The organism is Streptomyces sp. NPDC001599 (assembly GCF_042893535.1).
In the GTDB taxonomy this organism is placed as follows: domain Bacteria; phylum Actinomycetota; class Actinomycetes; order Streptomycetales; family Streptomycetaceae; genus Streptomyces.
Map to the genome: position 1 here is coordinate 66,001 of NZ_JBIAVA010000026.1, position 10,898 is coordinate 76,898.

The 10,898-nt window shown below is 71.7% G+C and carries 10 protein-coding genes and 1 pseudogene; 9 read left to right on the forward strand and 2 right to left on the reverse strand.

Features of this window, described 5'->3' with window-relative positions:
• Positions 1-35 precede the first annotated feature (35 nt).
• From ACFYZ3_RS37120 to mutM, 5 genes are all read left to right on the forward strand, one after another.
• Positions 36-1,160 (forward strand): cell division initiation protein, encoded by a 1,125-nt coding sequence (locus ACFYZ3_RS37120; RefSeq protein ID WP_388527439.1) that lies wholly within the window; start codon positions 36-38, stop codon positions 1,158-1,160.
• A gap of 145 nt (positions 1,161-1,305) precedes the next feature.
• Positions 1,306-1,959: a YceD family protein gene (locus ACFYZ3_RS37125; protein WP_361011441.1), complete on the forward strand. Its 654-nt coding sequence runs from the start codon at positions 1,306-1,308 to the stop codon at positions 1,957-1,959.
• Positions 1,960-1,961: 2 nt separating this feature from the next.
• A complete protein-coding gene (rpmF, locus tag ACFYZ3_RS37130; protein ID WP_006139588.1) occupies positions 1,962-2,135 on the forward strand; it encodes a 50S ribosomal protein L32 in 174 nt (57 codons plus the stop codon).
• 7 nt (positions 2,136-2,142) lie between these two features.
• The gene (gene rnc / locus ACFYZ3_RS37135) at positions 2,143-2,973 is read left to right on the forward strand and encodes a ribonuclease III (protein WP_051783480.1); all 831 of its coding nucleotides are present in this window, start codon (positions 2,143-2,145) and stop codon (positions 2,971-2,973) included.
• 90 nt (positions 2,974-3,063) lie between these two features.
• Positions 3,064-3,924, forward strand: a complete 861-nt coding sequence (mutM, locus tag ACFYZ3_RS37140) for a bifunctional DNA-formamidopyrimidine glycosylase/DNA-(apurinic or apyrimidinic site) lyase (protein ID WP_388527444.1) — start codon at positions 3,064-3,066, stop codon at positions 3,922-3,924.
• On the opposite strand, the gene ACFYZ3_RS37145 is transcribed toward mutM, so the two are convergent.
• A complete protein-coding gene (locus ACFYZ3_RS37145) occupies positions 3,914-4,318 on the reverse strand; it encodes a winged helix-turn-helix transcriptional regulator (RefSeq protein WP_388527447.1) in 405 nt (134 codons plus the stop codon). The two genes, mutM and ACFYZ3_RS37145, sit on opposite strands and share 11 nt — an antisense overlap.
• An 81-nt stretch (positions 4,319-4,399) precedes the next feature.
• On the reverse strand, positions 4,400-5,587 hold the full coding sequence (locus ACFYZ3_RS37150; protein WP_388527450.1) for a CAP domain-containing protein: 1,188 nt from the start codon (positions 5,585-5,587) through the stop codon (positions 4,400-4,402).
• A 183-nt stretch (positions 5,588-5,770) separates the two neighbouring features.
• On the opposite strand from ACFYZ3_RS37150, the gene ACFYZ3_RS37155 reads away from it, so the two are divergent.
• The 4 genes and pseudogenes from ACFYZ3_RS37155 to ACFYZ3_RS37170 form a co-directional block, all read left to right on the forward strand.
• Positions 5,771-6,052: an acylphosphatase gene (locus ACFYZ3_RS37155; protein ID WP_003973419.1), complete on the forward strand. Its 282-nt coding sequence runs from the start codon at positions 5,771-5,773 to the stop codon at positions 6,050-6,052.
• Between the two features lie 379 nt (positions 6,053-6,431).
• Positions 6,432-6,644: a hypothetical protein gene (locus ACFYZ3_RS37160; RefSeq protein WP_003973418.1), complete on the forward strand. Its 213-nt coding sequence runs from the start codon at positions 6,432-6,434 to the stop codon at positions 6,642-6,644.
• A 273-nt stretch (positions 6,645-6,917) separates the two neighbouring features.
• Positions 6,918-10,478: a chromosome segregation protein SMC gene (gene smc, locus ACFYZ3_RS37165; protein WP_388527454.1), complete on the forward strand. Its 3,561-nt coding sequence runs from the start codon at positions 6,918-6,920 to the stop codon at positions 10,476-10,478.
• Positions 10,479-10,665: 187 nt separating this feature from the next.
• Positions 10,666-10,898, forward strand: a pseudogene (locus tag ACFYZ3_RS37170) (MFS transporter); the annotation flags it as partial.

Genomic DNA, 10,898 nt, shown 5'->3' on the forward strand with positions numbered 1-10,898 from the left:
TCTCCAACACAGCTGTAGAGAGTGGCGAGCACACGGTGGACGTGCAGAACAAGCTCGACGAGATCACCGCGATGGTCTCCGGCGCCCGCGCCATGCCCATGTCGGCCTCGTGCGTGGTCAACCGCGCCGAACTGCTCTCGATGCTGGAAGAGCTGCGCGCCGAGCTGCCCGGATCCCTCGCCCAGGCGCAGGAACTGATCGGCGACCGCGAGCAGATGGTCGCCCAGGCCCGCCAGGAGGCCGACCGGATCATCGAGAGCGCGCACGCCGAGCGCGGCTCCCTGATCGCCGACACCGAGGTCGCCCGCCGCTCCCAGGCCGAGGCCGACCGGATCCTCGCCGAAGCCCGTCAGGAGGCCGAGGAGGTCCGCGCCGAGGCCGACGACTACGTCGACTCCAAGCTCGCCAACTTCGAGGTCGTCCTCACCAAGACCCTCGGCTCCGTCGGCCGGGGCCGCGAGAAGCTCCTCGGCACCGGACCCGGCCTCGACGAGAACGGCTACGAGGACGAGGACGCCCCCGAGCGCAGCCACGACCCGGAGACCCTGCGCCGCGACGCCGACACCTACGTCGACACCAAGCTCGGCGCCTTCGAGGCCGTGCTCGCCAAGACGCTGGACGCGGTCGGCAAGGGCCGCCAGAAGCTGCACGGCCGGATCGCCACCGACGACCTCGGCGCCCTCGCGGACGACCTGACCACCGTCCAGCACTCCAGCGACGCCGACTACCTCGCGGGCCTCTCCGACGCCCCCGCCCCAGCCGAGCAGCAGGGGCAGCCCCAGTACGGCGAGCAGCAGCCCGTGGCGGCCCGGATGCCGGCGCAGGCCGTGCCGGAGATGCCGTCCCAGGAACCGGCGTACGGCTACGTACCCCAGCAGCAGCCCGATCCGTACGCGGCCTACCAGCAGACCTACGACGGCCAGCCGGACCCGTACGGCTACCAACAGCAGGGCGCCGACCCGTACGCCTACCAGTACGACGGCGGGCAGCAGGCGTACGACGCACAGCAGGGCTACGCCCAGCCGCCGCAGCAGCAGCCGCAGCAGCCTCCGCACGCCCCGCAGGCCCATCCGCAGGCGCTCGACGAGACCAGCCTCTTCGACACCAGCATGATCAGCGCCGAGCAGCTGCGGGCGTACGAACAGGGCCGCGGCCTCTAGGGACGAGGGGGGCGTTCCGGGCCGGATTGGGCCGAGAGCGAATGGTCCAGTATCCTGGCTCTTCGGTCGCGTGTACGTCCGCGATCGCCGCTGCCCGGGAACACCGAAGGGCGGCACCCCCAACCCACGAAGACCGAAAGCAGGAATGGTTCTGAACGCGCGCCTCGACCACCGCGACCCCCTCGTGTTCGACACGCACGAGCTGGGACGGCGGCCCGGTGCGCTCCAGCGCCTGACCCGCACGGTCGACGCCCCCAAGGACTTCGGTCTCCAAGGAGTCATCGGAGTGCCGGAAGGCGCCCCGGTGGAGCTCGATCTCCGGCTCGAGTCGGTCATGGAAGGGGTGCTCGTCACAGGCACCGCCCGTGCCAGGGCCGCGGGGGAGTGCGTAAGGTGTCTGGAGCCGCTGGAGCAGCAGCTCGAAGCGGACTTCCAGGAGCTGTTCTCGTACCCTGACGCCGACGACCGTGGCCGCCCTGTGGCGGAACCGGGCGACGACGCCGAGGACGACGAGGACAGGTTCTTCGTCGAGGACGGACTGATCGGCCTCGAACCCGTGCTGCGCGACGCGGTGGTGCTCGCACTGCCGATGCAGCCGGTGTGCCAGGAAGACTGCCAGGGTCTGTGCTCCGAGTGCGGAGTGCGCCTGTCGGACGACCCGGACCACCACCATGACGCCGTCGACATTCGTTGGGCGGCATTGCAGGGACTCGCCGGTTCACTCGGAGACGGCGAGAAGGACGAGATGAGCGGCGACGGGTCGGATTCCGCGGACGCCGCCGAGAAGCAGGAGAAGTAGCCGTGGCTGTTCCGAAGCGGAAGATGTCGCGCAGCAACACGCGCCACCGCCGGTCGCAGTGGAAGGCTGCGGTCCCCACCCTGGTTGCGTGCGAGCGCTGCCACGAGCCCAAGCTGCAGCACATCGCGTGCCCGGCTTGCGGCACTTACAACAAGCGCCAGGTCCTCGAGGTCTGAGCGGCTGGTGAGAGGCACTGTGTCAGTCCCCAAGAAGGCGGAAGACGCCAAGGCGGACCCACCCGCCAAGAAGAAGGCGGACACCCAGGCCTCGTCCCACACGCTTCTGGAAGGGCGGCTCGGCTATCAGCTCGAGTCCGCCCTTCTGGTGCGTGCACTGACCCACCGTTCCTACGCGTACGAGAACGGCGGTCTGCCGACGAACGAGCGGCTGGAGTTCCTCGGGGACTCCGTGCTCGGCCTCGTCGTCACGGACACGCTGTACCGCACCCACCCCGACCTGCCCGAAGGCCAGCTGGCCAAGTTGCGGGCCGCGGTGGTCAACTCGCGTGCGCTGGCGGAGGTGGGCCGCGGGCTCGAACTCGGCTCCTTCATCCGGCTCGGCCGCGGTGAAGAGGGCACGGGCGGCCGGGACAAGGCGTCCATCCTCGCCGACACCCTCGAAGCGGTGATCGGCGCGGTCTATCTCGACCAGGGCCTCGACGCGGCCTCCGAACTGGTGCACCGCCTGTTCGACCCGCTGATCGAGAAGTCCTCGAACCTCGGAGCCGGCCTGGACTGGAAGACCAGCCTCCAGGAACTCACCGCGACCGAAGGGCTCGGCGTCCCCGAGTACCTGGTCACGGAGACCGGTCCGGACCACGAGAAGACCTTCACTGCTGCCGCCCGCGTCGGAGGCGTCTCGTACGGCACCGGCACCGGCCGCAGCAAGAAGGAGGCGGAGCAGCAGGCCGCGGAATCCGCGTGGCGGTCCATCCGGGCCGCGGCGGACGAGCGCGCCAAGGCGACGGCGAACGCCGTCGACGTGGACCCCGACGAGGCGTCCGCCTCCGCCTGACCCGTCCATCGCACGGTCCGAACGCCCGCCCCTCCGCCGGGGCGGGCGTTCGGCTCGTCACCAGTCCAGTCCCGCCCGCGAGGGGAAGCCATGCCCGAGTTGCCCGAGGTAGAGGTGGTCCGACGCGGCCTGGAGCGCTGGGTCGCCCACCGGACGGTCGCCGACGCCGAGGTGCTGCACCCGCGCGCGGTACGCCGGCACCTCGCGGGTCCCGACGACTTCGCCCACCGTCTGGGGGGCCACCGCATCGGCACGCCCAGTCGCCGCGGCAAGTACCTGTGGCTGCCGCTGGAGGACACCGACCAGGCGGTCCTCGCCCACCTCGGCATGAGCGGCCAGCTCCTGGTCCAGCCGCACGAGACACCCGCCGAGAAGCACCTGCGCATCCGCGTCCGCTTCGCCGACGCCCTCGGCACCGAACTCCGCTTCGTCGACCAGCGCACCTTCGGCGGCCTCTCCCTGCACGACACGTCCCCCGACGGCCTGCCCGACGTCATCGCGCACATCGCCCGGGACCCGCTGGACCCCCTCTTCGACGACGAGGCGTTCCACCAGGCCCTGCGCCGCAAGCGCACCACGATCAAACGGGCCCTGCTCGACCAGTCCCTGATCAGCGGCGTCGGCAACATCTACGCCGACGAGGCCCTCTGGCGCGCCCGCCTGCACTACGAACGCCCCACGGCGACCCTCACCCGCCCCCGCACCACCGAACTCCTCGGCCACGTCCGGGACGTGATGAACGCCGCCCTCGCCGTCGGCGGCACCAGCTTCGACAGCCTCTACGTCAACGTCAACGGCGAGTCCGGCTACTTCGACCGCTCGCTCGACGCGTACGGCCGCGAGGGCCTGCCCTGCCGCCGGTGCGGCACACCGATGCGCCGCCGGCCGTGGATGAACCGCTCCAGCTACTTCTGCCCGAAGTGCCAGCGCCCGCCACGGCTCACGCCGTAGGCATCCGCCGCTCGTCGTACCGCTCGCGCGAGGCCAGCACCTCGTCCATCCGCCCCTCGACGCACTCGATGAGCGCGAGCAGCCGCCCGGCCACCTCACGGCCGAGCGACGTGAGCTCGTAATCCACGCGGGGCGGGTTGGTGGGCTGCGCCTCGCGGTGCACCAGTCCGTCGCGCTCCAGCGCGTGCAGGGTCTGGGCCAGCATCTTCTCGCTGACACCGTCCACCCGGCGCCGCAGTTCATTGAACCGGAACGACCCGTCGTACAGGGCGCCGAGCGTCAGCGCGCCCCAGCGCCCCGTGACGTGCTCCAGGGTGCCGCGCGAGGGACAGGCCCGGGAGAACACGTCGTACGGCAGATCCTGCTCCGCCGTGCGCTCCTGCGTGGTCGACATGCCTCCAGCGTACGCGAGCACAGCGCTGCGCCGCAGATCGCGCTGAGCGACAGAGAGCGCGGGCCGGGTGCCCGTGGCTGGTCAGTAGCCGAAGTCCTGTGTCCACCAGGGACCGCCGGGGCCGAAGTGGACGCCGACCCCCAGGGTCTGGAAGTCGCAGTTCAGGATGTTGGCCCGGTGGTCGGGGCTGTTCATCCAGGCGTCCATCACGGCCTGGGCGTCGGCCTGGCCGCGGGCTATGTTCTCGCCCCCGAGGCCGGATATGCCCGCTGCCGACGCGCGGTCCCAGGGGGTGGCGCCGCTGGGGTCGGTGTGGTCGAAGAAGCCCTGGGTCGCCATGGCCCGGCTGAAGTCCTCGGCCAGTTCGCGCATTGCGCTGTTCGCGGCCACCGGGGTGCAGCCGACCTTGGCCCGTTCGTCGTTGACCAGCTTGAGCACCTGCGCCTGCGCGACCGCCTCCTCGGAGACGGCGGCGGGCGTGCTGGGCTTCGCGGGCTCCTTGGCGGCCGGGCGGGAGGGAGTCGGCTTCGGCTCGGCGCTCGGGGGCGGCTTCGGCTTCCCGGTCTTCGACGGTGTCCCGGCCGGGGCGGCGGGCTTCGAGGCCGGTGCCGAGGTGGAGGGGTCGGCCGAGGACGGCGAGGACGACGACGAGGATGGGGAGTCCTTGGCGGACTCCTCCTTCGACGGCGCCTTGGACGACGGTGCGGACGAGGAGGAGCGGTCGGTGCCGCGACTCGTGGCCGCGTCGCCGCCGCGGCCGGTGTCGGCGCTGCCCGAGGTGCCGCCCTGCTGGGACGGGCCGTTCGTCGGGGTGTCCTGGGCCTGTACCCGGTCGTCCCCGCCGCTGCTGCCGCCGATCCGGTAGTTGTCGAGGCCGGGCACCACGCCCGTGGCCACCGCCACCGTGCCGATGGCGACCGCGGCGGACACACCGAGCAGGCCGGTGCGGACCGGGGTGGCCGCCTTCTTGCGGCGGCGACGGCGCCCTCCGCCGGACTGCGGGCCGCCGGTGGGCGTGTATCCGTCGCGGGGGAAGGCGACGGTGCGGCCGGCCTGCGGGCCCTCGCCGTCCGGGGCGTCGGCGAAGAGGTAGGCGTCGCTCTTGGCGCGGACCTCGGCGTACGCCTCGGGGTTCAGGTAGGGAGCGATGCCCATCGTGGGGGCCTCGTCCGCGTCCGGGGCGAGCGGATCGCGGCGCCGTCCCGCCGTACCGTCCGGCTGGTGGCCTTCCGCGGCGCGGCCGGCGGCGGAGCGTCGGTGGCGTCCCATGTCCTGGCCTTCCTCGTCCTCGTCCTCGCGCTGGGCGTGCCCTCGCGGTCGGCTGTGCTCACGATCAACACGGAACTCACACGATCGAGTGAGTTTCAAGTGAGATTCATTGGGTCGGGACGGTACCGCATGGCGCCAGGGGGTGAAGTGTCCCGCGAGACATTGACTGGTTAGGTTGCAGTCATGAGCGAGGATGTACGGCTGGTCGCGTGGGTGCGCGGACAGGTCCAGGGCGTGGGTTTCCGCTGGTTCACGCGGGCCAGGGCACTGGAACTCGGCGGGATGAGTGGTTTTGCTCTCAATTTGGGCGACGGCCGCGTGCAGGTCGTCGCGGAGGGCCCGCGCGAGCGCTGCGAGGGACTGCTCGAGTGGCTGCGCGGTGACGACACGCCCGGACGCGTGGACGGAGTCACCGAGATCTGGGACACACCCCGCGGGGGCTACGAGGGCTTCGCCATCCGCTGACGACCCTCCGCGCGAAGGTCCGCGGGCGGCGGAAGCGACCCTCCCCGCAGGGGTGGCCGGGGCGAAAACGGGCAGGTGGTTGCCAAGGGCGGCCGCTCGTGGGAGGCTCCGCACGCGAAATGATCGCCACGCCCCCAGGGGCCCGCAGGAGACGCAGCGTCGCCGTCCACCGGCCGCATGCCCCCGGGCGCCCGCCAATACGGGGCGTGATCGTGTTGACCGTCAAACTTTTTGGTGAGACGCTGAAAGCCCCGCGCACCTTAGCTGTTTGGCATGGTTGAACGGCAGTAAAAACTCCAAAGTGCCAAGCACCGCGGGTGCGATTCCCTCACGACCCACACCGCTTCGGTCGGTCACTCATTGTGGAGGACCATCCATCATGGCAAAGGCGCTTCTCGGTTACGTCGGCGGCTCCGACCCTCGACTCCTCGCCGAGATGCGACGGCTCCAGCAGCGCGTCCAGGACCTGGAATCCGAGCTCGGACGAATCCAGGCGGAGAACGACGCGCTGGCGGCTGCCGCTTCTCACGACAGGATCATGGAGAGCATGGAGAGCGTTGACGCACACCAGGCGGAGCCTGCGCTCACCTGATCACTGCATCGCTCCACCACGGCACGGCAGTGGCCGGGCCCGCCCGTACCACCGCTCGAGTGCCAGAGTCTGCAAGGGACGCTTCGGCGTCCCTTCTTTCTTTCCGGCCCCCGTCCCTGTCTCGCCGCTCGCCCCGCCGTCTCGCCCCGTCCCTGCCCCGCGCAACCTTTCACCCTCTTCAACGTCTGATGTGCCCTGCACGTTCACCGGTGAAACCGCGTCGGTTCACCGGTTCGTGGAGTGAGACAGACCCGAAAGGTAGAGTCCGACGGCGTGCACCTGAAGGCCCTGACCCTCCGCGGGTTCAAGTCGTTCGCCTCGGCGACCACGCTCCGGTTCGAGCCCGGCATCACCTGTGTCGTCGGCCCGAACGGCTCGGGCAAGTCCAACGTCGTCGACGCGCTCAGCTGGGTCATGGGCGAACAGGGCGCCAAGTCGCTGCGCGGCGGCAAGATGGAGGACGTCATCTTCGCCGGTACCACCGGCCGCCCGCCCCTCGGCCGGGCCGAGGTGTCGCTGACCATCGACAACTCCGACGGGGCCCTGCCCATCGAGTACGCCGAGGTCACGATCACGCGGATCATGTTCCGCAACGGCGGCAGCGAGTACCAGATCAACGGCGACACCTGCCGCCTCCTCGACATCCAGGAACTCCTCTCCGACTCCGGCATCGGCCGTGAGATGCACGTCATCGTCGGCCAGGGCCAGCTCGACTCCGTCCTGCACGCCGACCCGATGGGACGCCGGGCCTTCATCGAGGAGGCCGCCGGCGTCCTCAAGCACCGCAAGCGCAAGGAGAAGGCGCTCAGAAAACTGGACGCGATGCAGGCCAACCTCGCGCGCGTGCAGGACCTCACCGACGAGCTGCGGCGCCAGCTCAAGCCCCTCGGCCGTCAGGCGGCCGTCGCCCGCAGGGCCGCCGTCATCCAGGCCGACCTCCGCGACGCCCGGCTCCGGCTCCTCGCCGACGACCTGGTGCGGATGCGCGAGGCACTCCAGGCCGAGGTCGCCGACGAGGCCGCGCTCAAGGAACGCAAGGAGAGCGCCGAACAGGAGCTGGGCAAGGCGCTGCGCCGCGAGGCGGACCTGGAGGACGAGGTGCGCCGGCTCACTCCGCGCCTCCAGCGCGCCCAGCAGACCTGGTACGAGCTGTCCCAGCTCGCCGAACGGGTGCGCGGCACCATCTCGCTGGCCGACGCGCGGGTGAAGAGCGCCACCTCCGCACCGCCCGAGGAACGCCGGGGACGCGACCCGGAGGAACTGGAGCGCGAGGCCGCCCGTGTCCGCGAGCAGGAGGCCGAACTCGAAGCGGCCCTGGAGGCGGCCGAACACGCCCTGGAGGACACGGCGGCCCACCGCGCCGACCTCGAACGCGAACTGGCCATGGAGGAGCGCCGCCTCAAGGACGCCGCCCGCGCCATCGCCGACCGCCGCGAGAACCTCGCCCGGCTCGGCGGCCAGGTCGGCGCCGCCCGCTCCCGTGCCGCCGCCGCCCAGGCCGAGATCGAGCGGCTGGCCCAGGCGCGGGACGAGTCCGGGGAACGCGCCGCCGCGGCGCAGGAGGAGTACGAGGCGCTCCAGGCCGAGGTCGACGGGCTCGACGCCGGCGACCAGGAACTCGCCGAGCGCCACGACGCCGCCAGGCGGGCACTGACCGAGGCGGAGGCCGCGCTGAGCGCCGCGCGTGAGGCGGCCACCGCGGCGGAACGCGAGCGCGCCGCCACGCAGGCCCGGCACGAGGCACTCGCCCTGGGCCTGCGCCGCAAGGACGGCACCGGAGCGCTGCTCGCCGCCAAGGACCGCCTCAGCGGACTGCTCGGCCCCGCCGCCGGACTCCTCACCGTGACGCCCGGCCACGAGGCCGCCCTGGCCACCGCCTTCGGTGCCGCCGCCGACGCACTCGCGGTGACCTCGCCCGCGGCGGCCGCCGACGCGATCCGCCTGCTGCGCAAGCAGGACGCGGGCCGGGCCGCCCTGCTGCTGGCCGGCGCCCCCGACGACGTGGCCCGGGAGACGCGCGGCGACGGACCGCCGCACGCCGCCGATCTGGTGCACGGACCCGCCGACCTGATGCCCGCCGTACGGCGGCTGCTGCGGGGGATCGTCGTCGTCGCCACCCTGGAGGACGCCGAGGACCTCGTCTACGCCCGCCCCGGGCTGACCGCCGTCACCGCCGAGGGGGACCTGCTGGGCGCCCACTTCGCGCAGGGCGGTTCCGCCGGGGCGCCCAGCCTCCTGGAGGTGCAGGCGTCCGTGGACCAGGCCGCCGCCGAGCTGGCGGAGCTGGGCGTGCGGTGCGAGGAACTGGCCGGTGCGCAGGACACGGCCGCCGTACGGCGCCGGGAGTGCGCCGCGCTCGTCGAGGAGCTGGGGGAGCGGCGCCGGGCCGCCGACCGCGAGAAGTCGTCCGTCGCCCAGCAGCTGGGCCGGCTCGCGGGTCAGGCGCGCGGCGCCGCCGGTGAGGCGGAACGGTCCGCCGCCGCGGCCGAGCGGGCGCAGGAGGCGTTCGACAAGGCGCTCATGGAGGTCGAGGAACTGGCGGAGCGGCTCGCGGTCGCCGAGGAGATGCCGGTGGAGGAGGAGCCCGACACCGCGGCCCGCGACCGGCTCGCCGCCGACGGTGCCAACGCCCGGCAGACCGAGATGGAGGCCCGCCTTCAGGTCCGTACGCACGAGGAGCGGGTCAAGGGACTGGCCGGACGGGCCGACTCCCTGGACCGGGCCGCCCGCGCCGAACGCGAGGCACGTGCGCGTGCCGAGCAGCGGCGGGCCAGGCTGCGGCACGAGGCGGCCGTCGCCGAGGCGGTCGCCGCCGGCGCCCGGCAGCTGCTCGCCCACGTCGAGGTCTCGCTGACCCGCGCCGACGAGGAGCGCACCCTCGCCGAGGCGGCCAAGGCCCGGCGCGAGCAGGAACTGACCGCCGCGCGCACCGCCGGGCGCGATCTCAAGGCGGAGCTGGACAAGTTGACGGATTCAGTTCACCGGGGCGAGGTACTCGGCGCCGAGAAGCGGCTGCGCATCGAGCAGCTGGAGACCAAGGCGCTGGAGGAACTCGGTGTGGAACCGGCGGGGCTCGCAGCCGAGTACGGCCCCCATCAAGAGGTGCCGCCCTCGCCCCCCGCCGAGGGCGAAGAGCTCCCCGCCGACCCGGAGCACCCGCGCAACCGCCCCCGGCCCTTCGTCCGCGCCGAGCAGGAGAAGCGGCTGAAGGCCGCCGAGCGCGCCTACCAGCAGCTCGGCAAGGTCAACCCGCTGGCGCTGGAGGAGTTCGCGGCGCTGGAGGAACGGCACCAGTTCCTCAGCGAGCAGCTGGAGGACCTGAAGAAGACCCGCGCCGACCTGCTCCAGGTCGTCAAGGAGGTCGACGAGCGCGTCGAGCAGGTCTTCACCGAGGCCTTCCGGGACACCGCCCGGGAGTTCGAGGGCGTCTTCAGCCGGCTCTTCCCGGGCGGCGAGGGACGGCTGATCCTGACCGACCCCGACAACATGCTCACGACCGGCGTGGACGTCGAGGCCCGGCCCCCGGGCAAGAAGGTCAAGCGGCTGTCGCTGCTCTCCGGCGGTGAGCGCTCGCTGACCGCGGTGGCGATGCTGGTGTCGATCTTCAAGGCCCGGCCGAGCCCGTTCTACGTGATGGACGAGGTCGAGGCGGCGCTCGACGACACCAACCTGCAGCGGCTGATCCGGATCATGCAGGAGCTGCAGGAGGCCTCGCAGCTGATCGTCATCACGCACCAGAAGCGCACGATGGAGGTCGCCGACGCGCTCTACGGCGTGTCCATGCAGGGCGACGGTGTGTCGAAGGTCATCAGCCAGCGGCTGCGTCAGTCCTGAACACCTGTTCTTCAAGACTTGAACACATAACCACTTCGCCTCCCCTAAAAGTCACAGCTCTCGCCCTATTGACTTCGACACTTGAAGACATATTCTCTGCAACGTTGCTTTTACCTTCAGGTTCCTTCGTCGGTGCCTCGAAGGGCGAACCGCCCCGGCAGCGTTGCCGGTAGCCCGAGGAGTACACGTGGCCAGCACATCGCAGGCACCCAGTCCAGGAGCCAGGACGGCTCATCCCGATCATCTCGGGCACGTCATCTTCATCGCGGCGGCGGCCGCGATGGGCGGTTTCCTGTTCGGCTACGACAGTTCCGTGATCAACGGTGCGGTCGAGGCGATCCGGGACCGCTACGACGTCGGCTCCGCGGTGCTGGCGCAGGTCATCGCCGTGGCTCTGATCGGCTGTGCCATCGGTGCCGC